This is a genomic window from Micromonospora sp. NPDC047074 (assembly GCF_040643815.1).
Taxonomy (GTDB): Bacteria; Actinomycetota; Actinomycetes; order Mycobacteriales; family Micromonosporaceae; genus Micromonospora.
The window spans coordinates 1-26,253 of sequence record NZ_JBEYVB010000060.1 but is presented as its reverse complement, the minus strand read 5'-3'; the positions used below and the strand labels follow the sequence as shown (position 1 = coordinate 26,253).

25 protein-coding genes are annotated in these 26,253 nt (G+C 74.3%); 9 read left to right on the top strand and 16 right to left on the bottom strand.

What is annotated here, in order from left to right:
• Window positions 1–88: 88 nt before the first annotated feature.
• Together groL and groES are read right to left on the bottom strand one after the other, a co-directional pair.
• A complete protein-coding gene (gene groL, locus ABZ809_RS33275) occupies window positions 89–1,738 on the bottom strand; it encodes a chaperonin GroEL (RefSeq protein WP_357566623.1) in 1,650 nt (549 codons plus the stop codon).
• 70 nt (window positions 1,739–1,808) lie between these two features.
• A complete protein-coding gene (gene groES, locus ABZ809_RS33270; RefSeq protein WP_088998427.1) occupies window positions 1,809–2,123 on the bottom strand; it encodes a co-chaperone GroES in 315 nt (104 codons plus the stop codon).
• A gap of 249 nt (window positions 2,124–2,372) precedes the next feature.
• Between groES and ABZ809_RS33265 the strand changes: the two genes are divergently transcribed.
• The 6 genes from ABZ809_RS33265 (at window position 2,373) to ABZ809_RS33240 (ending at window position 8,813) form a co-directional block, all read left to right on the top strand.
• Window positions 2,373–3,596, top strand: a complete 1,224-nt coding sequence (locus ABZ809_RS33265; RefSeq protein WP_357566622.1) for a methyltransferase domain-containing protein — start codon at window positions 2,373–2,375, stop codon at window positions 3,594–3,596.
• A 49-nt stretch (window positions 3,597–3,645) separates the two neighbouring features.
• A complete protein-coding gene (ybaK, locus tag ABZ809_RS33260; RefSeq protein ID WP_357566621.1) occupies window positions 3,646–4,125 on the top strand; it encodes a Cys-tRNA(Pro) deacylase in 480 nt (159 codons plus the stop codon).
• 193 nt (window positions 4,126–4,318) lie between these two features.
• Entirely contained in the window at window positions 4,319–5,419 is a 1,101-nt protein-coding gene (locus tag ABZ809_RS33255; protein WP_357566620.1) for a sugar ABC transporter substrate-binding protein, read from the top strand.
• Between the two features lie 103 nt (window positions 5,420–5,522).
• A complete protein-coding gene (locus ABZ809_RS33250) occupies window positions 5,523–6,347 on the top strand; it encodes an ATP-binding cassette domain-containing protein (RefSeq protein WP_357566619.1) in 825 nt (274 codons plus the stop codon).
• Complete coding sequence (locus ABZ809_RS33245) at window positions 6,344–7,603, top strand: ABC transporter permease (protein WP_357566618.1); 1,260 nt, start codon at window positions 6,344–6,346, stop codon at window positions 7,601–7,603. Before ABZ809_RS33250 ends, ABZ809_RS33245 begins: the two co-directional genes overlap by 4 nt.
• A 28-nt stretch (window positions 7,604–7,631) precedes the next feature.
• Window positions 7,632–8,813, top strand: a complete 1,182-nt coding sequence (locus tag ABZ809_RS33240; RefSeq protein ID WP_357566617.1) for an ROK family protein — start codon at window positions 7,632–7,634, stop codon at window positions 8,811–8,813.
• Window positions 8,814–9,277: 464 nt separating this feature from the next.
• On the opposite strand, the gene ABZ809_RS33235 is transcribed toward ABZ809_RS33240, so the two are convergent.
• The 9 genes from ABZ809_RS33235 to ung form a co-directional block, all read right to left on the bottom strand.
• Window positions 9,278–10,861, bottom strand: coding sequence for a Na+/H+ antiporter (locus ABZ809_RS33235; RefSeq protein WP_357566616.1), 1,584 nt, complete (start codon window positions 10,859–10,861; stop codon window positions 9,278–9,280).
• 126 nt (window positions 10,862–10,987) lie between these two features.
• Entirely contained in the window at window positions 10,988–12,772 is a 1,785-nt protein-coding gene (locus tag ABZ809_RS33230; RefSeq protein ID WP_357566615.1) for an ABC transporter ATP-binding protein, read from the bottom strand.
• Entirely contained in the window at window positions 12,772–14,472 is a 1,701-nt protein-coding gene (locus ABZ809_RS33225) for an ABC transporter ATP-binding protein (RefSeq protein WP_357566614.1), read from the bottom strand. The genes ABZ809_RS33230 and ABZ809_RS33225 overlap by 1 nt, the downstream gene beginning before the upstream one ends.
• Window positions 14,473–14,611: 139 nt before the next feature.
• Window positions 14,612–14,866, bottom strand: a complete 255-nt coding sequence (locus ABZ809_RS33220) for a hypothetical protein (RefSeq protein WP_357566624.1) — start codon at window positions 14,864–14,866, stop codon at window positions 14,612–14,614.
• Between the two features lie 18 nt (window positions 14,867–14,884).
• A complete protein-coding gene (tsaD, locus tag ABZ809_RS33215) occupies window positions 14,885–15,931 on the bottom strand; it encodes a tRNA (adenosine(37)-N6)-threonylcarbamoyltransferase complex transferase subunit TsaD (protein WP_357566613.1) in 1,047 nt (348 codons plus the stop codon).
• Complete coding sequence (gene rimI, locus ABZ809_RS33210; RefSeq protein ID WP_357566612.1) at window positions 15,924–16,385, bottom strand: ribosomal protein S18-alanine N-acetyltransferase; 462 nt, start codon at window positions 16,383–16,385, stop codon at window positions 15,924–15,926. The genes tsaD and rimI overlap by 8 nt, the downstream gene beginning before the upstream one ends.
• On the bottom strand, window positions 16,382–17,059 hold the full coding sequence (gene tsaB / locus ABZ809_RS33205; RefSeq protein WP_357566611.1) for a tRNA (adenosine(37)-N6)-threonylcarbamoyltransferase complex dimerization subunit type 1 TsaB: 678 nt from the start codon (window positions 17,057–17,059) through the stop codon (window positions 16,382–16,384). Before tsaB ends, rimI begins: the two co-directional genes overlap by 4 nt.
• Window positions 17,060–17,131: 72 nt before the next feature.
• Window positions 17,132–17,986 (bottom strand): maleylpyruvate isomerase N-terminal domain-containing protein, encoded by an 855-nt coding sequence (locus tag ABZ809_RS33200; RefSeq protein ID WP_357566610.1) that lies wholly within the window; start codon window positions 17,984–17,986, stop codon window positions 17,132–17,134.
• Between the two features lie 83 nt (window positions 17,987–18,069).
• Window positions 18,070–18,771: a uracil-DNA glycosylase gene (ung, locus tag ABZ809_RS33195; protein WP_357566609.1), complete on the bottom strand. Its 702-nt coding sequence runs from the start codon at window positions 18,769–18,771 to the stop codon at window positions 18,070–18,072.
• Window positions 18,772–18,965: 194 nt separating this feature from the next.
• Here ung and ABZ809_RS33190 point away from each other — a divergent pair, with 194 nt between their 5' ends.
• Entirely contained in the window at window positions 18,966–20,369 is a 1,404-nt protein-coding gene (locus tag ABZ809_RS33190) for a lipase family protein (protein ID WP_357566608.1), read from the top strand.
• Between the two features lie 72 nt (window positions 20,370–20,441).
• On the opposite strand, the gene tsaE is transcribed toward ABZ809_RS33190, so the two are convergent.
• The 5 genes from tsaE to ABZ809_RS33165 form a co-directional block, all read right to left on the bottom strand.
• Window positions 20,442–20,924 carry a tRNA (adenosine(37)-N6)-threonylcarbamoyltransferase complex ATPase subunit type 1 TsaE gene (tsaE, locus tag ABZ809_RS33185; RefSeq protein WP_357566607.1) on the bottom strand — a complete coding sequence of 161 codons (483 nt, stop codon included), beginning with the start codon at window positions 20,922–20,924 and terminating at the stop codon, window positions 20,442–20,444.
• Between the two features lie 19 nt (window positions 20,925–20,943).
• On the bottom strand, window positions 20,944–22,035 hold the full coding sequence (locus tag ABZ809_RS33180) for an alpha/beta hydrolase (protein WP_357566606.1): 1,092 nt from the start codon (window positions 22,033–22,035) through the stop codon (window positions 20,944–20,946).
• Window positions 22,032–23,150 (bottom strand): alanine racemase, encoded by a 1,119-nt coding sequence (gene alr / locus ABZ809_RS33175; protein WP_357566605.1) that lies wholly within the window; start codon window positions 23,148–23,150, stop codon window positions 22,032–22,034. Before alr ends, ABZ809_RS33180 begins: the two co-directional genes overlap by 4 nt.
• A 124-nt stretch (window positions 23,151–23,274) precedes the next feature.
• Complete coding sequence (locus tag ABZ809_RS33170) at window positions 23,275–24,744, bottom strand: NAD(P)H-hydrate dehydratase (RefSeq protein ID WP_357566604.1); 1,470 nt, start codon at window positions 24,742–24,744, stop codon at window positions 23,275–23,277.
• 49 nt (window positions 24,745–24,793) lie between these two features.
• Entirely contained in the window at window positions 24,794–25,162 is a 369-nt protein-coding gene (locus ABZ809_RS33165) for a holo-ACP synthase (RefSeq protein WP_357566603.1), read from the bottom strand.
• Between the two features lie 178 nt (window positions 25,163–25,340).
• Between ABZ809_RS33165 and ABZ809_RS33160 the strand changes: the two genes are divergently transcribed.
• On the top strand, window positions 25,341–25,637 hold the full coding sequence (locus tag ABZ809_RS33160; protein ID WP_357566602.1) for a type VII secretion target: 297 nt from the start codon (window positions 25,341–25,343) through the stop codon (window positions 25,635–25,637).
• Entirely contained in the window at window positions 25,634–26,185 is a 552-nt protein-coding gene (locus ABZ809_RS33155; protein WP_357566601.1) for a hypothetical protein, read from the top strand. The genes ABZ809_RS33160 and ABZ809_RS33155 overlap by 4 nt, the downstream gene beginning before the upstream one ends.
• Window positions 26,186–26,253 lie beyond the last annotated feature (68 nt).

Sequence of the window (26,253 nt, the reverse complement as noted above, 5' to 3'; positions counted from 1 at the left end):
CCCCACGCGCCCCTCCGCCCCCCCCCCCTACCCGCCCGGGCGCCCCCGGCCCGTTGCCGGCGCGCCCCGACGTTTCGTACGGCGAGGGTCAGAAACCCGGGCCGTGCTGGTGGCTGTGGCCGTGCCCGTGGCTGTGGCCGTGCCCACCGGCGGCCGGCTCGGCCTGCTCCGGCTTCTCGACCACGAGGCTCTCCGTGGTGAGCAGCAGCCCGGCGATCGACGCGGCGTTGGTGACCGCGTTGCGGGTCACCTTGACCGGGTCGACGATGCCCGACTTCGCCAGGTCGACGTACTGGCCGGTGGCGGCGTCGAGGCCGTGGCCCCACTCCTTGCCGACGACCTTCTGCACCACGACGTAGCCGTCGTGGCCGGCGTTCTGCGCGATCCAGCGCAGCGGCTCGACCAGCGCCTTGCGCACGATCGAGACACCCACCTTCTCGTCACCGGTGAAGCCGAGGTCGTCGTCGAGCGTCGGCAGGATCTGCGCCAGGGCGGCACCACCGCCGGGGACGGTGCCCTCCTCGACCGCGGCCTTGGTCGCGGCGATCGCGTCCTCGATGCGGTGCTTACGCTCCTTCATCTCGACCTCGGTCGCGGCGCCGACCTTGATGACCGCGATGCCGCCGGACAGCTTGGCCAGCCGCTCGGCGAGCTTCTCCCGGTCCCAGTCGGAGTCCGAGGCCTCGATCTCCTTGCGGATCTGCGCCACCCGGTCGGCGACCTCGCTCGCCTGGCCGCCGCCGTCGACGACCGTGGTGTTCTCCTTGTCGACCACCACGCGCCGGGCGGTGCCGAGCACCTCCAGGCCCACCTGGTCGAGCTTGTAGCCCAGCTCCGGGGCGACCAGCTCGGCGCCGGTGAGGATCGCCATGTCCTGGAGCATCGCCTTGCGGCGGTCGCCGAAGCCGGGGGCCTTCACCGCGCAGACCTTCAGGGTCTTGCGGATCGAGTTGACCACCAGCGTCGACAGCGCCTGGCCCTCGACGTCCTCGGCGATGATCAGCAGCGGCTTGCTGTTCTGGAGGACCTTCTCCAGCAGCGGCAGCAGCTCCTCGATCGCCGAGATCTTCTGCGTGGTGATCAGGATGTACGGGTCCTCCAGGACCGACTCCTGCCCCTCCGCGTCGGTGACGAAGTTCGGCGAGATGAAGCCCTTGTCGAACTGGAGACCCTCGGTCACGTCCAGCTCGGTGTGCAGGGCGGAGCCCTCCTCGACGGTGATGACACCGTCGCGGCCGACCCGCTCCATCGCCTCGGCGATCAGCTCGCCGATCGTGGCGTCCTGCGCGGAGATCGTCGCGACGTGCGCGATCGACTCCTTGTCGGCGACCTCGACCGCGCGGCCGAGCAGCGCCTCCGAGACCTTGGCGGCCGCCGCGTCGATGCCCCGCTTGAGGCCCGCCGGGTTGGCGCCGGCCGTGACATTGCGCAGGCCCTCGCGGACCATCGCCTGGGCCAGCACGGTGGCGGTCGTGGTCCCGTCGCCGGCGACGTCGTTGGTCTTGGTCGCCACCTCCTTGACCAGCTGCGCGCCGAGGTTCTCGTACGGGTTGGTGAGCTCGATCTCCTTGGCGATGGTCACGCCGTCGTTGGTGATCGTGGGCGCACCGAATTTCTTGTCCAGAACGACGTTGCGCCCGCGCGGGCCGAGGGTGACCTTGACCGCGTCCGCGAGCGCGTTGACACCGTGCTCGAGCAGGTGCCGGGCGTCGTCCGAGAAGCTCAGGATCTTCGCCATGAATGTCCCTTCGAAGCGACGTCGCCCCGGCCCGGCGAGCCGGACCGGGGCGACGACACTGATCGGTTGCTTACTTCTCGATGACCGCGAGGACGTCGCGGGCGGAGAGCACCAGGTACTCCTCGCCGGCGTACTTGACCTCGGTGCCGCCGTACTTCGAGTAGAGGACGGTGTCGCCGACCTTCACGTCGACCGGCACGCGGTTGCCCTTGTCGTCGATCCGGCCCGGGCCGACAGCGAGGACGGTGCCCTCCTGCGGCTTCTCCTTGGCGGTGTCGGGGATCACGATGCCGGAGGCGGTGGTGGTCTCGGCCTCGTTCGCCTGGACCACGATGCGGTCCTCGAGCGGCTTGATCGCAACCTTGGTCGCGGTAGTCACGGGCATACCCTCCCGGGTACTTGGTTTCGTTACCGGCCGGCATGCCGACCAGCGTCAATCTGCCACATGCCACCGGGCGGGGCCGTCGTCGCGGGTGCCGGTCCGCCTGGCGTTCAGCGCCCGGGCCACGGGGCCCGGAAGCTGGCACCCTCGGGGTGAGAGTGCTAATCGCAGGTTATTCCTCGGCTAGCACTCCGTCAAGGAGAGTGCCAACCCGCCGGCCGGCGCGTCGGGCCCGACGACCACAATGGCCGGGTGGATCTCGACCAGTTCGCCGCCCTGCGTACGCCCGAGGGGTCGGCCGCGCTCGACGCGGCGGCACGGGTGGCCGGCGGCGACCCGCTGACCGCGGCGGCCACGCTCCGCTCCGCCGGGCTACCGGCCGGCCTGGCGGCCGCCGCGCTCACCCAGGCCGAGCTGCGGCGCCGGGCGGTCGGCAAGTTCGGGCCCGCCGCGGCGGGGATGTTCCTCACCCGGGCCGGCCTGGAGCAGGCCACCCGTGGCGTCGTCGCGGCGCGGCGGGCCGACCGGCTACGGGCCGCCGGGGTGCGCACCCTCGCCGACCTCGGCTGCGGCCTCGGCGCGGACGCGCTGGCCGCCGCCCGGGCCGGCATCCGGGTGTACGGCGTGGAGGCCGACCCGCTGACCGCCGCGATGGCCGCCGCGAACGCCGCGGCGGCCGGACTGGCCGAGGAGTTCACCGTGGAGTGCGGCGACGCCACGGCGTTCGACGTGGGCCGGGTCGACGGGGTGTTCTGCGACCCGGCGCGCCGGAAGGCGGGCACCGGGCGGCGGATCTTCGACCCGACCGCGTACTCCCCGCCCTGGGACTTCGTCGTCGGGCTGGCCGAGCGGGTGCCGCACACGGTGGTGAAGGTGGCGCCCGGCATCGACCATGCGCTGATCCCGGCGGGCGCCGAGGCGGAGTGGGTGAGCGTCGACGGCGACCTGGTCGAGGCGGCCCTGTGGTGCGGCGGCCTCGCCGGGACCCCCCGCCGCGCCACCCTGCTGCGCGGTAAGGAAGGGCCCCCTGTCAACGCCTCCGGTGGAGGAAGGGTCCCCTGCCATCAGTTGACGGGCTCCGGGGACGCCGAGGCCCCGGTCGGCCCGGTCGGCCGCTTCCTGTACGACCCGGACCCGGCGGTGGTCCGCGCGCACCTGGTCGCGGAGCTGGCCGAGACCCTGGGCGCGACGCTGGCCGACCCGAGCATCGCCTACCTGTACGCGGACGCGGCGACGCCGACGCCGTTCGCCCGCTGCCTGGAGGTCACCGACGTGCTGCCCTTCTCGCTCAAGCGGCTGCGGGCGCTGCTGCGGGAGCGCCGGGTCGGGCGGGTGGAGATCCTCAAGCGCGGGTCCGCCCTGGAACCGGAGAAGCTTCGGCGGGACCTGCGGCTGGCCGGCGACGAGGCGGCCAGCCTGGTGTTGACCCGGGTCGCCGGGGCACCGACGGCGCTGGTCTGCCGGCCGGTCGGGTAACGAGCATTTCGGCTCGCGGGTCGCGCCGCCCGGGGTTAGCTTGTCGGTCATGGCGGGACAGGGCACCCCGGCGACGGTGCTGCTGACGAAGCGGAAGATCGCCCACAGCACCCATCCGTACGACGTCTCCCCGGACGCGCCCCACTACGGCGCGCTGGTCGCGGCGGCGCTCGGGGTACCGCCGGAGCGGGTGTTCAAGTCGCTGGTCGCCGAGGTCGACGGCGCGCTGACCGTCGCGGTCGTGCCGGTCACCGGGGAGCTGGACCTCAAGGCGCTCGCCACGGCGGTCGGCGGCAAGCGGGCCACCATGGCCGACCGGGCGGCGGCCGAGCGGGCCACCGGCTACGTACGCGGCGGGATCAGCCCGCTCGGCCAACGCCGGCGACTGCCCACGGTGCTCGACTCGTCGGCGCTCGACCATCCCACCGTCTACGTCTCGGCGGGCCGGCGCGGCCTCCAACTCCAGCTCGCCCCGCAGGATCTGGTGGCGCTGACCGGGGCGGCCACGGCCCCGCTCTCCACCCGCTGACCTGGGCCACCGCACTGGGCGGCGGGAGAGCGCTCCCGCACCCCGCGGCGGCCAGGTGTCAGGGACGTTGCTGAATTGTTACCGCCGACAACAAACTCGCCACCTCGGCTCTCTTGTGCCCACGGTGTGACCCGGAATACGTTGCCGGACACAACAAAACGCATCGTCCCCCACCCCCGAAAGGACCCTGCACATGCGCAAGGGCTTCCTCACCCTCGCCGCCGTGGGCCTGCTCGCCACGGGCAGCATGACCGCCTGCGGCGACGACTCCGGCAGCGGTGACCAGGCCGGCGGCAGCGACAAGACTCCGAAGATCGGCGTGATCCTGCCGGACAGCAAGTCCTCCGCCCGCTGGGAGGGCGCGGACCGCAGATTCCTGGAGGAGGCGTTCAAGGCCGCCGGCGTCCAGTACGACATCCAGAACGCCCAGGGCGACAAGTCGGCGTTCCAGACCATCGCCGACCAGATGATCACCAACGGGGTGACCGCCCTCATGATCGTCAACCTGGACTCCGGCACCGGCAAGGCCGTGCTCGACAAGGCGAAGTCCCAGGGCGTCGCGACGATCGACTACGACCGGCTCACCCTGGGCGGCTCGGCCACCTACTACGTCAGCTTCGACAACGAGGTCGTCGGCAAGCTCCAGGGCGAGGGCCTGAGCAAGTGCCTGACCGACAAGGGCGCCAAGAACCCGGTCGTGGCCTACCTGAACGGCTCCCCGACCGACAACAACGCCACCCTCTTCAAGAACGGGTACGACTCGGTGCTCAAGCCGAAGTTCGACTCGAAGGAGTACACCAAGGGCCCGGACCAGAACGTTCCGGAGTGGGACAACGCCCAGGCGGCCACCATCTTCGAGCAGATGCTCACCCAGACCGGCGGCAAGATCGACGGAGTGCTCGCCGCCAACGACGGTCTCGGCAACGCGGCCATCTCGGTGCTGAAGAAGAACAAGCTCAACGGGAAGGTCCCGGTGACCGGCCAGGACGCCACCCCGCAGGGCCTGCAGAACATCCTCGCCGGCGACCAGTGCATGACCGTCTACAAGGCGATCAAGGAGGAGGCGAAGGCCGCCTCCGACCTGGCCATCGCGGTGGCCAAGGGCGAGAAGAAGGAGACGGGCCAGGTGGTCAAGGACCCGGAGGGCGGCCGGGACGTCCCGTCGGTGCTGCTGACCCCGAAGCTGATCTTCAAGGAGAACGTCAAGGACGTCATCGCCGACGGCTACGTCACCAAGGACGAGGTCTGCGCCGGGGCGTACGCCAAGCTCTGCGCCGACGCCGGCATCAGCTGACCCGTACCCGATCCATGCGCACGCCGCCCGGCACGGACCCCGTGCCGGGCGGCTCGCGCCGGACGGGATCCGAGACCTCCCCCTCCGTCTGAAGGAGCCCCCCGTGTCCGCAACCCCCCTGCTGGAGCTACGCGGGATCGACAAGAGCTTCGGTCCCGTCCAGGTCCTGCGCGACGTCGCCTTCTCCGCCCACCCGGGCGAGGTGACCGCGCTGGTCGGCGACAACGGCGCCGGCAAGTCGACCCTCGTCAAGTGCATCAGCGGCATCCACCCCACCGACGCCGGCGAGTTCCTCTTCGACGGCCGGCCGGTGAGCATCAACAGCCCCCGCGACGCCGCCGCGCTCGGCATCGAGGTCGTCTACCAGGACCTCGCGCTCTGCGACAACCTCGACATCGTGCAGAACATGTTCCTCGGGCGGGAGAAGCGCAGCGGCATCGTCCTCGACGAGCCGACCATGGAGCAGATGGCCGCCGACACCCTAGCCGGGCTGAGCGTACGGACCGTGAAGTCGCTGCGGCAGCACGTCTCCAGCCTCTCCGGCGGCCAGCGCCAGACCGTGGCGATCGCCAAGGCCGTGCTCTGGAACAGCAGACTCGTCATCCTCGACGAGCCAACCGCCGCGCTCGGCGTCGCGCAGACCGCCCAGGTGCTCGAACTCGTCCGCCGGCTGGCCGACAACGGCCTGGCCGTGGTGCTCATCTCGCACAACATGAACGACGTCTTCGCCGTCTCCGACCGGATCGCCGCGCTCTACCTCGGGCAGATGGTCGCCCAGGTGAAGACCACCGAAATCACCCACTCGCAGGTGGTCGAGCTGATCACCGCCGGTCGTTCCGGCGGGCTCGGGCTCGCCGCCGAGCCGGCCAACGGCGGCAACGGGCACGGCGCGGAGCCGGCCGACACCACCTCAGGAGGGGCCCGATGACCACCACCGTCGTGCAGAAGGACGGCCCGGCGGCCGTCACACCGCCGCCCAGCCTCGGCAGCCACGTCCGCAACTACGTGAGCCGGGTACGCGGCGGCGACATCGGCGCGCTACCCGCCGTGCTCGGCCTGATCGTGCTCTGCACGGTCTTCTCGATCATGCGGCCGTCGTTCCTCACCGCCGGCAACTTCGCCAACCTGTTCACCCAGGGCGCGGCGACCACGCTGATCGCGATGGGGCTGGTCTTCGTGCTGCTGCTCGGCGAGATCGACCTCTCCGCCGGCTTCGCCAGCGGGGTCTGCGCCGCCATCCTCGCCAACGTCGTCACCGTGCTCGGCTACCCGTGGTACGTGGCCGTGCTCGCCGCGCTCGTCACCGGCGTGGCGATCGGCACCGCCCTCGGCTTCCTGGTCGCGAAGATCGGCATCCCGTCCTTCGTGGTTACCCTCGCCGGCTTCCTCGCCTTCCAGGGCATCGTGCTGATGCTGATGGAGGAGGGCACCAACATCTCGGTCCGCGACGAGGTGCTGGTGGCCATCGCCAACCGCAACCTCTCCCCCGTCCTCGGCTGGCTGCTGGCCGCCGTGGCGGTCGCCGGCTACGCGGCCGTGCAACTGCTCCGGCACCGTACGCGCGCCGCCCGGGGGCTGGTCACCGACCCGGCCGCGGTGGTGTTCGCCCGGATCGGCGGGCTGGCGCTCATCCTCGGCGCGGCGGTCTTCATCCTGAACCTGGAGCGCAGCCGCAACGTACTGATCAGCTCGCTCAAGGGCGTGCCGATCGTGGTGCCGATCATCGCGGTGCTGCTGGTCCTCTGGACGTTCGTGCTCCAGCGCACCAGCTACGGCCGGCACGTCTACGCGGTCGGCGGCAACAAGGAGGCGGCCCGCCGCGCGGGCATCAACGTGGACCGGATCCGCATCTCGGTCTTCGTGATCTGCTCCTCGATGGCGGCCGTCGGCGGTATCGTCGCCGCCAGCCGGGCCAACTCGGTGGACCCGAACACGGGGGGCAGTAACGTACTGCTCTACGCGGTCGGCGCGGCGGTCATCGGAGGCACCAGCCTCTTCGGCGGCAAGGGCCGGGTGCTCGACGCCGTCCTCGGTGGCGCGGTGGTCGCGGTCATCGACAACGGGATGGGCCTGATGGGATACAGCTCGGGGGTGAAGTACGTGGTCACCGGCGTGGTGCTGCTGCTCGCCGCGAGCGTGGACGCGTTCTCCCGCCGGCGTTCCACCGCCACCGGCAACCGCTGACCACCCCGCACCGGAAGCGACGACGGCGATGCGCGCGGGACCGAGCCAGGACGAGATCCGTCGGCAGAACCTGGGCGCGTTGCTGCGGTACGTGCACGTGCACGGGGCCACCACCCGTGCCGAGCTGACCACCACGCTGGGGCTCAACCGCAGCACCATCGGCGCGCTGACCGCCGACCTGGCCGGCGCCGGACTGGTCAGCGAGGGCGCTCCGAAGGAGACCGGCCGGGCCGGGCGACCGTCGCTGGTCGTCCGGCCCGAGTCGGACCGGGTACACGCGTACGCGTACAGCATCGAGGTGGACCGGCTGCGGGCCGCGCGGATCGGTCTCGGCGGTGCGGTGCTCGACCGCCGGGAGCTGGAGCGCCCCCGGGGCCTGACCGCCGCGGAGGCCGCCCCGCTGCTGGCCGGGGCGGTCAAGGAGATGCAGCAGGCCGTGCCGGCGGACGCCGTCTGCGTGGGCGCGGGCGTCGCGGTCTGCGGCATGGTCCGCCGTGACGACGGGTTGGTCCGGCTGGGCCCGACCACCGGGTGGGTGGACGAGCCGATCGGGGCCGCGCTCGGCGCGGAGCTGGGCTGCGAGGTGCCGGTGACGGTCGGCAACGTGGCCGACGTGGCGGCCTTCGCCGAGCACACCCGGGGCGCGGCGGCCGGCTGCGACAACGTCATCTACCTGTACGGGGACGTGGGCGTCGGCGCGGGCATCATCGCCGGCGGACGGCGGCTGACCGGGCACGGCGGCTACGGCGGCGAGGTCGGCCACATGGTGGTCGTCCGGGACGGCGCGCCCTGCGAGTGCGGCTCCCGGGGCTGCTGGGAGACCGAGATCGGCGAGCACGCACTGCTCCGCGCGGCCGGCCGCTCCGACGCCCGCGGCCGCGACGCGCTGCTGGCCGTCTTCGACGCCGCGGACCGCGGCGACCTGCGGGCCCAGACGGCGGTACGCCAGGCCGGCGACTGGCTCGGTTTCGGGGTGGCCAACCTGGTCAACATCTTCAACCCGGAGATGGTCATCTTCGGCGGCGGCATGCGGGACCTCTACCTCGCGGCGGCGGCCCAGGTGCGCAGCCGGCTCAACTCGATCGCCCTGCCGGCCTGCCTGGAACACGTCCGGCTGCGCACTCCCAAGCTCGGCGACGACGCGGCGCTCATCGGCGCCGCCGAGCTGGCCTTCGATCGGCTGCTGGCCGACCCCCTCGACGCCGGCTGAGAGAACCCCCGGGCCTGGTCCACCGGCCGGAACGCCCACGGTCGCCGCCCCCGCTGCCGCCGTCCCCGCAGCCGGCCGCCGTCCCCACGGCCGGCCGCCACCGGCGAGCCGCATGACTCTCGGTAATCAACAGGGCCGCATCCCGCCGGCCACAGACAACCCGCCCCACTCCCTTTGCTCTGCAGCCACGGACGCACCAGTTACCGAGGGTGCCTGGTGCGTCCGTGGCTGCAGAGCAAAGGGAGCGCGGGGAAGGTGGCGGGCTCGGCAGGGAGGGCCAAGAAGTGGCTGGTCAGCGGCCAGGGTGGGCCTGACAGGCTTCTTCCGCAGCCAGCCGACCACTCAGAACAGCCACTCTCCGTGACACCGGCGGCCTCCTGACAGCCTCGTCACGGTGAGTGTCGACGTGCTGGTCCACGCTGCGGTCGGCCGAGTCCCGGCACGCCCCGGCGACCTCGGCCGGGCTACTCGTTGAGCTCCGGCCCCAACAGCCGGATCTCCTCGATGTCGAGGGCCGCCTGCACCTCGCGCAGCACGATGTCGTCGATCTCCTTCGTGTCCCGCAGCCTGGTGATCTCGCGGCGCTTGTGTTCGAGGACGGCGAGCCGCAGCCGCCGGTCGAGGTCCCGGTCCTGCTCCTGGTCCGCCGACCGGTCCGGATCGGTGGACCGGGCGTCGTCGAGGTGCCGTTGGTAGTCCGTCCGGATCCGGTCGACCGCGCCCGGCGCGGCGCCGAGCCGGTCGGCGACCTCGGGCAGCGCCGCCAGCGCGGCCTCGGTGGCCCGCACCCGGGCCAGCCGCACCTCGTCGAGCCGCCGGCTGTCCCCGACCAGCCCCGCCCAGTTGACGACGGCCGGCAGCGTGGTGCCCTGGACCAGCATCGTCAGCAGGATGACCACGGCGGTGGCGAAGATGATCAGGTCACGGTCGTGCACGCGATCGCCGGTGGACGTGGCCACCGGCACCGCGAGGGCGGCCGCGAGGGAGACCGCCCCCCGGAATCCCGCCCACCCCATCGCCGTCCGCACCCGCCAGTTCACCCGCTCGTCCTGCTGCGCCGCCCGGCGGTCGACGAGGAGGAAGGCGAACGCGGCCAGATGGATCCAGACCATCCGGGTCAGCACGACCACGCCCGTCACCACCACCGCGATGACCAGCGCCCGGGCCACCGACAGGCTGGTGACGTCCCGCAGGGCCCGGGGGATCTGCAACCCGAGGAGCACGAACAGGCCGCCGTTGATCAGGAACGTGGCGAGATCCCAGAAGCCGAACGCCAGCACCCGGGAACGGGCCCGGATGACCCGGGGGGCCGCGTACGTCAGCAGCAGGCCCGCGACCACCACCGCCAGGACGCCGCTCGCGTGGACGAGTTCGGCGAGCAGGAACGCCACGAACGGCGTGAGCACGCTCAGCGCGCCCTCGCGCAACGGGTCGTCGAGGCGTCGCCGGATCAGGATCACCGCCCCGCCGACCAGCAGGCCCGCGGCGACACCGCCGGCCGACACGGCGACGAACCGCTCGGTCAGCCCGAGCACCCCCGGCTCGGTGCCGCCGACGATCAGGCCCACCCCGACGGAGAAGAGCACCAGCGCCGTGCCGTCGTTGATCAGGCTCTCCGCGTGCAGGGTGGTCAGGATCCGGCGCGGCATCCGCTTGGCCAGCCCGGCGACGGCCGCGGCATCGGTCGGCGCGAGCACCGCGCCGAGGACCCAGGCCGCGGCAGGGTCGACGCCGAACCGCTGGACGACGAGCGACACCACGACCATCGTGGCCACCACCAGCCCCACCGCGAGCAGCGCGATCGCGAGAAAGTTGGTGCGGATCTCGCGCAGGCTGGTGGTGATGCTCTCCTTGTAGAGGATCGCCGGCAGGAAGAGCAGCAGCACCACCTCGGGTGGCAGCACCACGTGGGACAGCGGCGGCAGGAGCGCGAGCAGCGCGCCCATCGTGATGAGCAGGACCGGGGGCGCCACGCTGTACCGCCCACCGAGGGTGGTGCCGACCAGCACCGTGACGCCCAGCACCACGACCAGTTCGAGACCGCCCACGTCGCACCCCCGTCACCGGCGGGCGCGGTGCCGGGTGCGCACCAGTGGCCTGCCGCCCCACCATCGTGGTACGGCGAACGGACGGGACGCCGTCGAACCCGGAAACAGGTGCCGGCGCGGGGCGCGTCAGGAGCCGGTGCCGTGCCAGGAGCGCCAGAGTGCCGCGTAGGAGCCGCCGGCGGCGACCAGCTCGTCGTGCGAGCCGATCTCGGTGATCCGGCCGTCCTCCACCACCGCGACCCGGTCGGCGTCGTGCGCCGAGAAGAGGCGGTGCGCGATGGCCACCACCGTCCGCCCCGCCAGGACGGCCGCGAGGGACCGCTCCAGGTGCCGGGCGGCGCGGGGGTCGATCAGCGAGGTGGCCTCGTCCAGCACGAGGGTGTGCGGGTCGGCCAGCACCAGCCGGGCCAGCGCGAGCTGCTGCGCCTGCGCGGGCGACAGCGGGTGCCCGCCGGCGCCGACGGCCGTGTCCAGCCCGCCGGGCAGCGCGTCGGCCCAGTCCAGCGCGTCGACGGCCGCCAGCGCCGACCGGACGGCCGTCTCGTCGGCGCCGGGCCGCACCATCGCCACGTTCTCCCGCAGCGTGCCGATGAAGACGTGGTGCTCCTGGGTGACCAGCGCGACGTGCGTCCGCAGCTCGGCCAGGGGCAGTTCGTCGAGCCGCCGCCCGGCCACGGTGACCGAGCCCGAGCGGGGCGCGTGCACCCCGGCGAGCAGCCGGCCGAGGGTGGACTTGCCGGCGCCCGACGGGCCGACCATGGCCAGCTTCTCCCCCGGCTCCGGCACCAGGGTCACCCCGTGCAGCACGTCCCGCCCCTCCCGGTACGCGTACCGGACGTCGCGGGCGGCCACCCGCCGGTCCCCGGTCCGCACCGGGGAGCCGGTCCCGGCCGGTGCGGACGCCCCGGCCCCGGTCGCGGTACCGGCCGGCGGGTCGGCGTCGGCCACCCCGAGCAGGCGGGCCATCGAGGCGCCGCCGACCTGCAACTCGTCCAGCCAGGAGAGCAGCCGGTCGACCGGGTCGACCAGTTGCTGCACGTAGAGCGTGGCGGCGGTGACCTCGCCGAGGCTCACCCAGCCCTCCAGGTAGAACCAGCCGCCGACGAGCAGCGTCGCGACCACCGGCAACACGTAGCCGATCTCGGCCACGGGGAAGAACACCGTGCGCAGCCGCAGGGTGTAGCGCTCGGCCGCGTACGACCGGCGGATGTCGGCGTCGACGCGGGCCCGGCGGCGCGCCTGCTGCCGCAGCGCCTCGGTGGTCCGCGAGCCCTCGACGGTCTCGCTGATCCCGTCGGTGATGTCGGAGTAGGCGGCGTTCTCCCGCAGGTAGCCGGCCGGGGCGCGGCGCAGGTACCAGCGGGTGCCGGCCCACAGCAGCGGCACCGCCACCAGGCAGGGCACCGCCAGCAGCGGGTCGACCAGCAGCAGCGCGGCGACGACGAAGCAGCCGGTCACGACGGCGATCAGCGTCTCCGGCACCGCGAACCGGACCGTCCGGGACAGCGCGGAGACGTCCCGCGACGTCCGGGTGAGCAGGTCGCCCGTGCCGGCCCGTTCCACGGTGGCCAGCGGCAACGCCAGGATCCGGTCGACGAAGTCCTCACGCAGCTCCGCCAGCACGCGCTCGCCGAGCCGGGCCGAGGCCAGGTGGGCGAACCGCACCAGCACCGACTGGGCCAGCACGAACCCGCCGATCAGCAGGGCGATCCGGTCGACGGTGACGCCACTCGTACCCCGGGAGATCCCCTCCACCAGGTCGCCGAGCAGCCGCGGCGCGACCAGGCCGGCCGCGGCGGCGAGGGCGTGCAGTCCCAGCGCGACGCCGAGCGCCCTCGGATGCCGGCGGACCAGCGTGCGGGCGTAGCGGCGGACCTGGCGCGCGTCGGCGACCGGTAGCGCGGCGGCCATCAGTCCTCCCCCCGGCTGACCGTCGCGAGGTAGCGCGCCTCGCCGTCGAGCAGTGCGGTGTGCGATCCCTCGGCCACCACCTTGCCGTCCTCCACGAAGATCACGTGATCGGCACGGTGCAGCACGAGCGGGCTGGTGGTGCAGACCAGGGTGGTGCGGCCCGTGCGGGCCGCGCCGAGCCGGTCGGCGATCCGGGCCTCGGTGTGCGCGTCGACCGCGCTGGTCGGCTCGACCAGCAGCAGGGTCTCGGGATCGGCGACCAGCGCCCGGGCCAACCGCAGCCGCTGCTGCTGGCCGCCGGAGAACTCCCGTCCGCGCTCGGCGACCGCGCTGTCCAGGCCGGCGGGCAGGGCCTCGACGACGTCCGTCGCGCTCGCCACCGTCAGCGCCGCGGCGACCGCCGCCTCGTCGGCCCGGTCGTGCGGGTCCAGCTCGGCGCGGAGCGGGCCGGTGAACAGGTGCGCGTCGTTGTCGGCCACCAGGATCCGCTCCCGCACCGTCGCCAGCGCCACGTCGCGCAGCGGTACGCCGTGCAGCGTCGCGTCCGAGTCGGCGTACCGGCCGAGGCGGTCCACGATCGCCGCCGCGTCCTCGGGCGCGGTCGCGGCGAGCGCGGTGAACCGGCCCGGTGGCACCGTCACGCCGGACGCCGGATCGGCCAGCTCGCCGGGGCCGTCCGGCAGGGTGACCGGGCGGGCCGGGTCGCCCAGCTCCGGGGCGAGCCGCAGCAGCCGCACCACGCGCCGGGCGGCGACGTGCCCCCGGGTGAGCTTGTCGACCGCCTCGGTGAGCTGCCGCAACGGGCTGACCAGGAACGCGGTGTAGCCGTAGAACGCGACGAGCTGCCCGGCGCTGATCTCGCCGCGCAGCGCGAACTTCGCCCCGAGCCAGGTCACCAGCACCAGGAACGCGCCCGGGAGCAGCACCTGGGCCGCCTCCAGCAGCGACTCGATCCGGGCCACCCGCAGGCCGTCGGCGCGCAGCGCCTGCGACCGTGCCCGGTAGCGGGCGGAGAGCACCGGCTCGCCGCCGACGCCCCGCAGCACCCGCAGCCCGGAGACGATGTCGCCGGCCCGGGACGTCAGCGCCCCCTCCGAGTCCCGGTACGCCTGCTGCTGCCGGTGCAGCGGCCGGATGAGCAGCCCCACCACCGCCATCAGCAGCGGCACGCCGAGCACCACGACCAGCCCGAGCGGGACGGAGGCACCGAGCAGGATCACCCCCACGGTCACGATGGCGACGATCGCGCCGGCGCCCCGGGCGGTGATGTCGATCGCCGCACCGATCTGGCTGATGTCGGCCGTGCCGATGCTCACCACCTCGCCGGCGGACACCCGGCGGGGCAACGCGGCGCCGAGCCGGTTGGCCGCCTGCACGGTCAGCTGCACCGTCCGGTACGCCCCACCGAGGAAGTTGTGCACCGCGCAGCGGTGTCGCAGGATCCCCGCGACCGCCTGGAACACGCCCAGGCCCAGCAGCACCAGCCCCCAGGTGAGCAGCGCGTCCTCGTCCCGTCGGGTGAGCCCGTCGACGGCCCGCCCGACGGCCGCCGGCATCAGCGCCTGGGCGACCATCCAGAGCACGCCGAGCAGGATGGCGACGGTGAGCAGCACCTTGTGCCGCCAGGCCAGCCACACCAGGTAGCGGGTCGCCGAGCGGGTGTCGGGTACGCCGGGGTCCCCGGCCGGTGAGAAACGCATGGCCCACCGACGCTAGGTGGCGGCCCGACCGGCCCGCCAACCATTTACCGCGGCGAGGTGCCCCAGCTCACGCCGGTCTCCCGGCGCTCTGCCCGGCGGCGCGTCGGGTAGCCGCCCGCCGTGCGTCGCCCGGCCCGCCTCAGCGGTCGACCTGGGTGAAGTCCCAGGAGTGCGGCGGGCGGGCCAGCAGCGTCGCCGGCGGTTCCGGCAGGGGACGTGGGTTGCTGCGCCACTTGGAGACGACCACCACCCGGTGGTCGGTGGAGGAGAACACCTCGCTGGACAGGTGCATCGGGTCGTGCTCGAACTCCGGCAGCGCGGTGTCGCACACCCAGGTGATCAGGTCCGCGACGCCGTACGGCTCCGCCCGGGCCTCCCACATCCGCACGATCACGTCAGCCATCCTCGGGGTTCAGACGCTGACTGTCGTCAGCGGCATGGCGGAGTCGGCGGGCAGGTCCAGCCGGCTCGGCGCGACACCCGAGGCGACCAGGTGCGAGCCGAGGGCGGCGACCATCGCGCCGTTGTCCGTGCAGAGGCCGGGACGGGGCACCCGGACCCGGATGCCGTGCGCGGCGGCACGGTCCTCGGCCATCGCCCGCAGCCGGGAGTTGGCCGCCACGCCCCCGCCGATCACCAGCGTCTCGATGCCGCTGGCCCGGCAGGCGTCCAGCGCCTTGCGTACCAGCACGTCGCAGACCGCCTCCTGGAAGGAGGCGGCCACGTCGGCGACCGGCACCGGTTCGCCGTTCCGCTGCCGCGCCTCGACCCAGCGGGCCACCGCCGTCTTCAGCCCGGAGAAGGAGAAGTCGTAGCGGTGGGCGGCGAGGTCCTTGGCGGCGGTCAGGCCGCGTGGAAAGCCGATGGCGGCGGGGTCGCCGGCCCGGGCCTCCCGGTCGACGTACGGGCCGCCGGGGAACGGCAGCCCGAGCAGCCGGGCCACCTTGTCGAACGCCTCGCCGGCCGCGTCGTCGATGGTGGCGCCGAGCGGGGTGACGCCCCGGGCCAGGTCGTCGACGAGGAGCAGGGACGAGTGCCCGCCGGAGACCAGCAGGGCGATCGCCGGCTCGGGCAGCGGGCCGTGTTCCAGGGTGTCCACGGCGACGTGCGCCGCCAGGTGGTTGACGCCGTAGACCGGCTTCTCGGCGGCGAGCGCGTAGCCCTTCGCGGCGGCCACCCCGACCAGCAGCGCGCCGGCCAGCCCCGGGCCGGAGGTGACCGCGATCGCGTCGATGTCGGCGAGCGTCACCCCCGCCTGCTTCAACGCCCGGTCCATGGTCGGCACGATGGCCTCCAGGTGGGCCCGGCTGGCCACCTCGGGCACCACGCCACCGAACCGGGCGTGCTGTTCGACGCTGGAGGCGAGCGCGTCGGCCAGCAGGGTGTGCCCGCGCACGATACCGACCCCGGTCTCGTCGCAGGAGGTCTCGATGCCGAGGACCAAAGGTTCGTCAGCCATCGCTCACATCCTGGGTGCGCCGCATGACCAGCGCGTCGGTGTTGCTCGGTTGGTAGTAGCCACGCCGTACGCCGATCGGTTCGAAGTCGTACGTCGCGTAGAGCTTCTGGGCGGGGGCGTTGTCCGCCGCGACCTCCAGCAGGGTGCTGCGGGCGCCGAGCCGGGCCGCCTCGGTGAGCAACGCCTCCAGCAGCAGGCGGCCGACGCCGCGCCGCTGGGCGTCCCGGCGCACCGCGACGTTCTGCACCCACGCCTCGTCGGGCGGGGCGGTGGCGAGCCCGGCGTAGCCGAGCACCGTGCCGTCGTCGTCGGTGGCGACCACGTAGAAGTGCCCGTTGGCCAGCTCGTTCCAGAACATGGCCGCCGACCACTGCTCGGCGCCGAACAGGTCCGCCTCGATGGGCAGCACCTCGTCGACATGCCACCACCGGAACCGTTCCAGCCGCAACCTCATGGCAGGACCGGCTTGCGGGCGGTCGCCGCGACCGCGTCGGGGCGGCGCAGGTAGAGCGGGGTGAGTACCTCGCCGGGGGCGCCGGCCCGGATCCGCTCGGCGGCCAGGGCCGCGAGCACGCCCGGATCCGGGTAGCGCGGCTCGGCCCGCACGGGCAGGCCGAGCGCGTCCGCGTACCGGTGCGCGCCGTCGCCGACCGCGACGGTGACGGCCAGGCCGCGGGCCCGCTCGGCGGCGACCGCCGGCGCGGACACCTCCGGCCCGACGATCCGCTGGCCCGCGCCGTCGTAGACCGCCCAGTAGATCTCCCGGCGGCGCGCGTCGCTCGCCGCCAGCACCGGCTCGCCGGCGGCTGCCGGGTGGCCGATGGCGTCCAGCGAGCAGACGCCGTACGTCGGGACGCCCAGCACCTGGCCCATGGTGGCGGCCGTGACCAGCCCCACCCGCAGCCCGGTGAACGGGCCGGGGCCGAGGCCGGAGACGATCGCGCCCAGGTCGGCCGGGCGGGCGTCGGTGTCGGCGAGCACGGCGTCGACCTGCGGGGCGAGCAGCTCGCCGTGGGCGCGGGCGTCGACGGTGCAGCGCCTCGACCGGATCGCCACGCCGTCCGCCGTGACCTCCGCCAGCGCGGCGGTCACCGCGGGGGTCGAGCTGTCCACCACCAGTACGAGCACGGTAAGCCAGCCTAGCCGTCCCGCCGTCACCCCCGGTGACACCCCGTGCCACGCCGGGCCCACGGGTGCGGATCAGCTCGGGGTGCGGAACTTCCGCAGGAAGCCGGGCAGCAGCCACGGGCGTCGTCCGCTGACGCGCACCTTCCCGGTGAGCACCGCCCGGGTGCGGCTGACCCGGCCGAACATCACCAGGTTGAGCGTGCCGGGGTGGTGGTCGACGATCCGGGCGTCGGGCCGGGCGCCGGGGTCGGCGAACGTCATCCGCCCCCGGTGCAGGAGGAGCCGGACGGGGGCCGCGTACGCCGAGCCGAACTCGACCACGACGGGGCGCTCGCTCGGCGGCGCGCCGCCGTCGATCAGCCGCCCGTAGCCGTGCCGGACCACCCCGGCCAGGAACAGCTCCATGAACAGCGCGGCGTCGCGGCCCGGGATCGGCCACGGGCGCCCGGTGGCGCGGGCGACGTCGCGACCGTGGATGAGCAGCTCGTTGACCAGGTGCGCGCAGAGGCCGGCGAGGGGCACCCGGGCCCCGCCGAGCCAGGGCACCGTCTCGTCGGGGCGCCGGTGCTCGCAGGCGGCCAGGAGCTGCCCGACGTCGGCCCGCAACCGGTCGGCCAGGGCCTGCGGCTCCCGCTCGGTGAGGTGCCGGAGCAGCACGTCGTTGAAGTCCGCCACGGTGTCGACGGTGACGTCGGGGAGCTGCGGGTGCAGACCCGGCACCGGCAGGGGCGGGTGCTCCGGGTCCACGAGGCACACGTAGTACCAGGCGAGGGAGCCCACGTGGGCCAGCGTGTCGGCCACCGACCAGTGGGCGGTGGCCATCGCCTCGGGCGGGGTGGCGCGGACCAGGTCGAGGAAGCGGCCCGTCTGGTCCGCCAGCGCCGTCCGCGCCACCCGCCACCGCTCTTCGCTGACCGTCGCCGCCATCGCCGCCTCCCGGCTCGCCGACCGCTCGACGCACAGGCTACAACGGACGGTCAGCGCGTCGTGACCGCGAAAGTGCGGAGCTGTCAGCCCGCCGTGCGCTCCCAGTCGACGGTGGGCAGGCCGGCGTCGGCGAGCGCCTTGTTGGCCGCGCTGAACGGGCGGCTGCCCAGGAAGCCGCGGGGGTTCATCGGGCTCGGGTGCCCCGCCTCCAGCACCACGTGCCGCGGGTTGGTGACCAGGGCGGCCTTCTTCCGCGCGTAGCCGCCCCAGAGCAGGAAGACCACCCGGGAGTCCAGCGCGTCGAGCGCCCGGATGGTGGCGTCGGTGAACTCCTCCCAGCCACGGTTGGCGTGCGAGCCGGGCGTCGCCTCGCGGACGGTGAGCACGGCGTTGAGCAGCAGCACGCCCTGGGCCGCCCAGCCGCTGAGGTTGCCGCCGCGCGGCTTGGCCACGCCGAGGTCCTCGCCCAACTCCTTGAAGACGTTGCGCAACGACGGCGGCACGCTCACGCCCTCCCGCACGCTGAAGCTGAGCCCGTGCGCCTGCCCCGCCTTGTGGTAGGGGTCCTGGCCGAGGATCAGCACCCGGCAGTCGGCCGGCGCGCAGAGCCGGTAGGCCGAGAAGAGATCCTCGACCGGCGGGAAGACGGTGCGGGTCGAATACTCCCCCGCGACGAACGCGGCCAGCTCGGCGGTGCGGGCCGGGTCGAGGTGCGGGTTGAGCACGGCACGCCATTCCTCCGGCAGCAGTGCCAGCAGGTCCAGGGTGGGGGCGTCGTCGGGCATCGGCAACCTTTCGTAGTCGATCGCCACCTTCCTACCAGTCGCGACCGACAGCGGATGACACCGACCTCGGCGGCGGGAGTCCATCGTGGAGCGCTCCCAAAAGTTACCGTAGCGTAACTTACTGGCGAGTTACGCCCACGCGCGGGCGCTGCTAGCTTGCATTCACCTCCATCCATGCACACGAGGAGTGTTCTGTGAGCCGCAGGATTCCCCGTTCCCGTCCCGTCCCCGGCACCGCGCACCGGGTGCCTTCCGCCAACCGCCGGCAACGGCCCGCCAGCGTGCGGGTGCTGGCCGTCGCGGTGGCAGCCGCCGCCTGTCTGGGCGTGTCCGGCGCACCCGCCTCCGCCGCCGAGGCGGAACCCGTGGTGTCCCGCGGAGTGACCATTCCCGCCTTCTACCACCCACCCGCCGAGTTGCCCGCCGCCAACGGCACGCTGATCCGCCACGAGCCCCTGCCGCTCGGCCTGAGCATCCCGGGGCTGGACGGCCGCCCGATGCCGGGCACGGCGACCCGGCTGATGTACAGGTCCACCGACTCCAACGGCCAGCCCGTCGGGGTGACCGGCGCCTACATCGAGCCGTGGGCGGCGTGGCGGGGCACCGGCCCGCGCCCGCTGGTGGCCGTCGCCTCCGGGACCATGGGGCAGGGCGACCAGTGCGCGCCCTCGATGGCGCTGCAGTTTCCGCTGACCCTGCGCGGCGACACCGTCTCGGTCGGCTACGAGGCCCTGGCCATCTACCGCATCCTCGCCACCGGCTCGGCCGTCGTCGTCACCGACTACGTCGGCCTGGGCGCGACCGACCGGCTGCACACCTACGTCAACCGCCTCGACCAGGGCCACGCCCTGCTGGACGCGGCCCGCGCCGCGCGGGCCGTGCCGGGAGCGACGGTCACCCCTGACTCGCGCGTCGGCCTGTACGGCTACAGCCAGGGCGGTGGCGCCAGCGCCGCCGCCGCGGAACTACAGCCGGGCTACGCACCGGAGGTGCCCCTGGCCGGCACCTACGTCGGCGCGCCGCCGGCCGACCTGACCTCGGTCATCAAGGGCATCGACGGCAGCGCCCTGGCGGGTGCGCTGGGCTGGTCGATGAACGGCTTCGCCCAGTCCGACCCGGCTCTGCGCGAGGTCGTCGAGACGAACATCAACCCCACCGGCCGGGCGGCGTTGAAGGACATGTCGACCATGTGCGTCGGCGACGTGCTCTTCAGCTACGGCTTCGCCAACAGCACCAGGTGGACCAACAGCGGCCGGTCTCTCGGCGACATCATCGCGGCCTCCCCCGAGGCGAAGGCGGCCCTCGACCGGCAGCGCATCGGCAACCTCAAGCCCGCCGGCCCGGTACGCCTGGCGACCGGCGTCCACGACGACATCGTCCCGCACCGGCAGGCCCGCCAACTGGCCGTGGACTGGTGCCGCAAGGGCGGCAACGTCACCTACGAGGCCGTCAGCCTGCCGAACCTCGGGGACAAGATCCTCACCAACCACCTGGTCCCGCTCATCACCGACCAGGGCGACGCCGTGTCCTGGCTGACGGACCGGCTCGCGGGCCGGACCGCCGGCTCCAACTGCTGGACGATGCCGCTCCAGCCCTAGCCGCCGCCCGACACTCCGCGCCGCGCGACCCCGGTCACGAGGCGCGGAGCCGGCGGACCGGCGCCGCCCGGTTCAGCGCAGTGCCGTCAGTCGCCGTGCCCAGTCGCCGCCGACCGGCTCCAGCTCGACCACCCGGGTGTCGTCGTCGCGCCGGTCGATGCGTACCCGCAGGTGGGCGTCGACCAACTGCTCGACCAGGCCCTCGCCCCACTCCACCACGGTCACCGAGTCGTCCACCGAGGCGTCCAGGTCGAGGTCGTCGATCTCGGCGCGCGGGTCGGCCGCGTCCCCCAGCCGGTACGCGTCGGCGTGCACCAGCGCCACCGTGCCGCCGCGCGCCGGGTCCGGCCGGTGCACCCGGGCGATCACGAAGGTGGGCGAGGTGATGTCGCCGAGCACCCCGAGCCCGGCCCCGACGCCCTGGGTCAGCGCGGTCTTGCCCGCGCCGAGCGGCCCGGTCAGCAGCAGCAGGTCGCCGGCGCGCAGCAGCCCGGCCAGCCGCCGCCCGAACTCGTGGGTGTCGTCGACCGTCGGCAGCTTCACCACGTGGCTCACGACGCCTCGTTCTCCTGGCTCACAGCGCCTCCAGGAACCGGATGAGCGCCTCGTTGACCTCGTCGGCGTGCTCCAGCATCACCACGTGCCCGCTGTCGGAGATCTTGACGAACTCGGCGTGCGGCAGCCGCCGGACGATCTCCTCGGAGTGCGTCACCGGGGTGATCATGTCCTTGTCGCCGACCACGACCAGCACGGGAGTGTCCGCCAGCGCGGCGAGCGCCGGGAACCGGGAGTGTGTCGCCAGGGTCCGCAGGTAGCGGGTCACCGTGTCGGCGGAGGTGCGCGAGTTCATCGTCTCGACGTACGACACCAGCGCCGGGCTGGGGTGGCGGGTGCCGAAGCCGTACTTGCGGGTGAGCAGCCAGGCCACGTTTGTGGTGGACCTGCGGGCCCGGTCGATCACCGGGCCGCCGTAGCGGGTGACGTTGCCGACCATGTAGAGCACCGGCGTGCCGACGCGGCCCAGCATGGCCGGCGCCACCAGCTTCGTCTCGGCGAGCAGGCCGCCCGAGGTCGCCATCAGCACGGTGCCCACGACCCGGTCGCCGAACAGCTCTGGAAACAGCTCGGCGAAGGCCATGATGGTCATCCCGCCCATCGAGTGCCCGACGAGCACGAGCGGCCCCTCCGGCGCGGCCCGGTCGATCACCTCGCGCAGCGTCCGGCCGAGCGCGGTGAGGTCGTACTCGCCGGTCTCCAGCCGCCCGGACCGGCCGTGCCCGGGCTGGTCGTACGCGACGATCCGGTGCTCGCCCCGCTCGGCGAGCAGCTTGCGCTGGAAGTGGAAGGTGCCCATGTCCAGGCAGAAGCCGTGCACCAGCACCACGGTGGGTGCACCGGGGCGGGGGCGGGTCGGCTCCACCACCTCGACGTGGATGTCGGTGCCGTCGGGCATCTCCAGCCGGAACGACTCGTCGTACCGCTGCTCGTCGAAGACCTCCCCGGCGTACCGGTCGGTGGGGTCGGACTTGAGCTTGCGGATCAGCGCCCGCTCGGTGGCGACGCCGGCCGCGAGCCCGGCGGCGGCCACCCCCACCGCGGCCAGCGCGCCGACGGCGGCCCTGGCGGGCCCGGACCGGGGCAGCGGAATCCGGGAACGGGACGTCACGGACGCTCGCCGTCGTAGACGCGCGGCACCCTGGTGCTGCCGAACCGGGTGACGATCTCGTAGTTGATGGTGCCGGCCGCCTCGGCCCAGTCGTCGGCGGTCGGCTCGCCGTCGACGCCACTGCCGAACAGGGTGACCACGTCCCCGGCGGCCACCGGGTCGTCGCCGCAGTCGAGCACGAACTGGTCCATGCAGACCCGGCCCGAGATCGTCCGGCGTTTGCCGCCGAGCTGCACCGGGCCGCTGTTCGAGGCGTGCCGGGGCACCCCGTCGGCGTAGCCGAGCGGCACGACCGCGAGGTTGGCCTCCTGCTCGGTGGTGTAGGTGTGCGCGTACGACACACCGACGCCGGCGGGAACGCGTTTGGTGAGCATCACCTTCGCCCGGGCGGTCATCGCCGGGCGCAGCCCGTGCCGCTCGCCGACCACCGGGGAGAGCCCGTAGATGGCCAGCCCCGGCCGGACCAGGTCGAAGTGGGTGTCCGGCCGGGTCAGCGTGGCGGCCGAGTTGGCCAGGTGCCGGTAGCGGGGCCGCAGGCCGGCCCGCTCGACCATGCCCAGGCCCTCGTGGAAGACGGCGATCTGGCGGTCGATGGTCGGGTGGCCGGGCGAGTCCGCGTAGACGAAGTGGCTCCACACCCCGGTCACCTCGACCAGGCCGTCGGCCTGTGCCTTGGCGGCGGCGTCGAGCAGGGCGGGCCAGTCGGCGACGGTCGCGCCGCCCCGGGCGAGCCCGGTGTCGATCTTGAGATGGACGCTGGCCGGCCGGCCGGCGGCGCGGGCCGCCTCGACCATCTCGTCGAGCTGGGGCAGGCTGGCGACGCCGAGGTCCACCCCGGCGGCGACGCCCTCGTGCAACGGCAGCCCGGGCGCGAGCAGCCAGGCCAGCACCGGCGCGGTGAGCCCGGCCCGGCGCAGCGTCAGCGCCTCGTCCAGCGTGCAGACCCCCAGCCAGTCCGCTCCGGCGTCGAGCGCCGCCCGGGCGGCCGGGATCATGCCGTGGCCGTAGCCGTCGCCCTTCACCACGGCCATCAGCTCGGCGGTGGTGCCGGCCCGGAGCCGGCTCACGTTCTCACGGATCGCGTCCAGGTCCACGCGTACTTCGGCCTGCCACATGCCCCCAGCCTACTTTCCGCGCCCGCCGCCACGCCCGGGGCCGGCCCGGACAGCCCTGCCGGATCGCCCCGGGGCGGACCCGGACGACAGGGCCGAAGCCGGCACGGACGGGCACAGCCCGACGTCAGCCGAGGCGGGCGACGACCGGGCGGAGTGCCTCGGCCACGTCGGGTGCCGTGACCGGCCCGCCCCGGGCGGCCTCGCGGCCGGCCAGCCCGTGCAGGTACGCGGCGGCAGCCGCCGCCCGCTCCGGGGGCAGCCCGGCCGCGAGCAGCGAACCGAGCAACCCGGCCAGCACGTCGCCGGTGCCCCCGGTGGCCAGCGCGGGGGTGCCGGTCGGGTTGACGTACGCCCGGCCGTCCGGCGTGCCGATCACCGTACGGTCGCCCTTGAGCAGCACCACCGCGTTCATCCAGGCGGCCAGCCGCAGCGCGGCGCCCACCCGGTCGGCCCCCGGTTCCTCCCCGCAGAGCCGGGCGAACTCCCGGTCGTGCGGGGTGACCACGATCGGGGCGTCCCGCGTGCGCAGCCGCTCGGCGAGCGAGCCGTCGACCAGCAGGGTCAACGCGTCCGCGTCGAGCACCACCGGCACGGGTGCGGCGAGCACCGCCCGCAGCTCCCCGGCCGCGTCCGCGCCGGTGCCCAGGCCGGAGCCGCAGACCCACGCCTGCACCCGGCCGGCGTCGGCCACCCGACCGGTCGCGATCACCGACGGATAGCGGCGCAACACGTCGGGCCGGGCCGAGCCGGCGTACCGGACCAGGCCGGTCGGGCCGGCCAGCGCCCCGGCGACGGAGAGCACGGCCGCGCCGGGGTAGGTCGCGGACCCGGTCGCGAGGCCCACCACGCCCCGGGTGTACTTCTCCGAGGCCGGGCCGAGCCGGGGCCACCAGTCGGCGACGTCCGACCACTCGGTCACGCCCAGCGCCGGGCTGCCCCGCAGCCACGGTTCCAATCCGATGTCGACCAGTTCCACGTGGCCGGCGAGCGCGGCCGCCGGGCCGACCACCAGCGCGGGCTTGAGCGCGCCGAACGCCACCGTCACGTCGGCCCGCACCGCGCTCGGCCGCCCGGAGGCGGTCAACGGCACGTCCCCGGTGTCGACCGAGACCCCGCTGGGCACGTCCACCGCGACCACCGTGGCCGGGGCGCCGTCGCGCCCGTGGTGCCGCACGAGGCTGGCGGCGAGCTGGTCGGCGGTGTCCCGCAGCCCGCCGCGCCCGCCGATCCCGACGATGCCGTCCAGCACCAGGTCGACCGTCGCCGGTGGCCGGTCGACGATCCGCCCGCCGGCGGCCCGCAGCGCGGCCAACCCCTCCGCGTGCGCCCGGCCGGGGCTCAGCAGCAGCGCCGACACGGCCGCTCCCCGGCGGGCCAGGTGCGCGCCGGCCAGGAGCGTGTCGCCGCCGTTGTCACCGGTTCCGACCAGCAGCAGCACCCGCCCGGCGTAGACCCCGCCCCGGTCGGCGAGCAGCAGCGCGCAGCGGCGGGCCAGCCCGGCGGCCGCCCGCCTCATCAGCGTCCCGGACGGGAGCGTGGCCATCAGGCCCGCCTCCGCCGCGCGTACGTCCGCGACCCGCCACACCGGTCTCATGCCACCCCGTCCCGTCCGTCTCCCGACGCGCCGAAGACCCGGCGCGTGATCATCCTTCCGCGACCACCATCGCCGAGGCGATCCCGCCGTCGTGGGACAACGACAGATGCCAGCGGTCGATCCCGCGCTCGACGGCCGCCGCCGCGACCGAACCGGAGACGGTCAGCCAGGGACGGCCGTGCGGGTCCGGCACGATCTCGCAGTCGTGCCAACTCAGCCCGGCCGGGGCGCCGAGCGCCTTGGCCACCGCCTCCTTGGCCGCGAACCGGGCCGCCAGCGACTCCGGCGAGCGCGGGTTGCCGGCGCGGGTGAACCGTTCCGCCTCCGTGAAGAGCCGGTCGGCGAGCAGCGGCGTCCGTTCCAGCGCCCGGCCGAACCGGTCGACCAGGACGACGTCGATGCCGACAGCGACGATCACGGGCCCACCCTACCGGCGCGGGGGGCGGCACATTAGCCGTCGACACCGGGCGGGGCAACGCCTGTGGACAACCGGGGCGTACCCCGGGCGGGGCGTCGTCCACAGGCCGCGCACGCGGGTTCCGACGACGCCTAGCGTCGCGGCCGTCGAAGTTTCCGCGAAGCGGGGGGAGTCGAGGATGACCGAGGAGCCGTTGACCGTACGGCCCGACGCGCTGCGCCGGGGCGCGAGCGGGCTCGACGACGACGCGTACCGGCTGGGGCACGGCCTGCTCGGCGTGCCGGGGCTGGTGCTGCCCGCACCGGAGTGGTCGGCCGCGGCGGCCCTCGCCGGTCTGGAGTCGGCCGTGCACGCCTGGTTGGGCGGCCTCGGCGCCCGGGTGGCCGGGACGGCCGGGGCGGTCCGGGCGGCCGCCGGGGCCTACGAGGCGGCGGACGACCGGGCGGCCGGCCGGCTCGCCGCCCTGCCCCGGTGACCGCGCCGGCACCACCGGCGGTGGGCGGGGGCACCCCGGTCGGGCGGCCGGCGCACCCGGCCGACCGGGCGACGGATGTCGGTTACCGACAGCTCTGGGCGGCCGATCCCGGGGCGTGGCGGGCCGCCGGGTCGGCCTGGTGCGGGCTGTCCGAGCCGGTGGCGCGCCGGGCCGGCGAGCTGGCCGCCGACGCGGCCGTGCTGCGGGCCGGTTGGTCGGGCGGAGCGGCCGACGCCGCTGGGGCCCGCCTAGCGGCGCTGCGCACCGAGCTGATGACGGTCCGCCCCGCGCTGGTCGAGGCCGACCAGGTGCTCGCCGAGTTCGCCGGCCGGCTCGGCGTGGCCAGGGCCCGGCTCGCCGCCGCGGTGACCCACGCGGGCGCGGCCGGGCTGCGGGTCGACCGGCAGGGGCGGGTCACCGCCGACCCCGCCCGCGCGCCGGCAACCGCCCGGTCCGGGGCGGTCGTGGCCGAGGCGGGTGCGGCGATCCGGGCCGCGCTGGAGCTGGCCGGGGCGGCCGACCCGAGATCGAGTGCGCCCGGCTGCTGATCTACGACACCGCCGCCAAGGTCGACCGGTCCCCGGACACGGTGCTGCCCCGGGAGAGTTCGATGGCC

Coding starts and splice junctions, on each gene's coding strand:
- alr (WP_357566605.1), bottom strand. CDS start 23,150: ATGTGGCAGGCCGAAGTACGCGTGGACCTGGACGCGATCCGTGAGAAC.
- groL (WP_357566623.1), bottom strand. CDS start 1,738: ATGGCGAAGATCCTGAGCTTCTCGGACGACGCCCGGCACCTGCTCGAG.
- ung (WP_357566609.1), bottom strand. CDS start 18,771: ATGCCCGACGACGCCCCCACCCTGGACCTGCTGGCACTGCTGCCGGAG.
- ABZ809_RS33240 (WP_357566617.1), top strand. CDS start 7,632: ATGCGCGCGGGACCGAGCCAGGACGAGATCCGTCGGCAGAACCTGGGC.
- ybaK (WP_357566621.1), top strand. CDS start 3,646: ATGGCGGGACAGGGCACCCCGGCGACGGTGCTGCTGACGAAGCGGAAG.
- ABZ809_RS33255 (WP_357566620.1), top strand. CDS start 4,319: ATGCGCAAGGGCTTCCTCACCCTCGCCGCCGTGGGCCTGCTCGCCACG.
- ABZ809_RS33230 (WP_357566615.1), bottom strand. CDS start 12,772: ATGGCCGCCGCGCTACCGGTCGCCGACGCGCGCCAGGTCCGCCGCTAC.
- tsaD (WP_357566613.1), bottom strand. CDS start 15,931: ATGGCTGACGAACCTTTGGTCCTCGGCATCGAGACCTCCTGCGACGAG.
- groES (WP_088998427.1), bottom strand. CDS start 2,123: ATGCCCGTGACTACCGCGACCAAGGTTGCGATCAAGCCGCTCGAGGAC.
- rimI (WP_357566612.1), bottom strand. CDS start 16,385: ATGAGGTTGCGGCTGGAACGGTTCCGGTGGTGGCATGTCGACGAGGTG.
- ABZ809_RS33245 (WP_357566618.1), top strand. CDS start 6,344: ATGACCACCACCGTCGTGCAGAAGGACGGCCCGGCGGCCGTCACACCG.
- ABZ809_RS33200 (WP_357566610.1), bottom strand. CDS start 17,986: ATGGCGGCGACGGTCAGCGAAGAGCGGTGGCGGGTGGCGCGGACGGCG.
- ABZ809_RS33225 (WP_357566614.1), bottom strand. CDS start 14,472: ATGCGTTTCTCACCGGCCGGGGACCCCGGCGTACCCGACACCCGCTCG.
- ABZ809_RS33160 (WP_357566602.1), top strand. CDS start 25,341: ATGACCGAGGAGCCGTTGACCGTACGGCCCGACGCGCTGCGCCGGGGC.
- ABZ809_RS33170 (WP_357566604.1), bottom strand. CDS start 24,744: ATGAGACCGGTGTGGCGGGTCGCGGACGTACGCGCGGCGGAGGCGGGC.